The sequence below is a fragment of the Vibrio marinisediminis genome, assembly GCF_014050145.1.
GTDB lineage: Bacteria > Pseudomonadota > Gammaproteobacteria > Enterobacterales > Vibrionaceae > Vibrio > Vibrio marinisediminis.
This window is the reverse complement of sequence record NZ_JACFYF010000088.1, coordinates 1-337: the sequence shown is the minus strand read 5'-3', so window position 1 is coordinate 337 and position 337 is coordinate 1. Positions and strand designations below refer to the sequence as shown.

1 protein-coding gene is annotated in these 337 nt (G+C 60.5%); it reads right to left on the bottom strand.

The genetic code is table 11. The annotated features are described in order from the left end of the window. Positions 1-337, bottom strand: a 337-nt coding sequence (locus tag H2O73_RS23510; protein ID WP_220457694.1) for a nitrogenase component 1, incomplete at both ends; no start/stop codon positions are given.

The following is a 337-nucleotide window of genomic DNA, read 5'->3' as shown; positions in this document are numbered from 1 at the left end:
GAAGGCGCAGGGCAGGCCCATGTCGACCTCGAGGAAGTTGCGGATGCCCCTTGCATAGGTCTCGTTCGCGACGATCCCGAAGGACGCGGTGGCGAAGAAATCCTGGGTGACCGAGCGCCACAGATCCCAGACCGGCTTGATCGTGGAATGCTTCTCCGTGGCGATGAACGGCTCCGGGTCGAGACCCAGCAACTCCCCGAGTTTGCGCAGGAATTTCGTGGTGCTCTCGATGCCGATGGGGGCTTGCAGATAGGGCTTGTTCAGCACTTCGCAGAGCCCGCGACCGAATTCGCGATACATGCAGATGTTCACATCCGCATTCACCAGGTTGCGCATC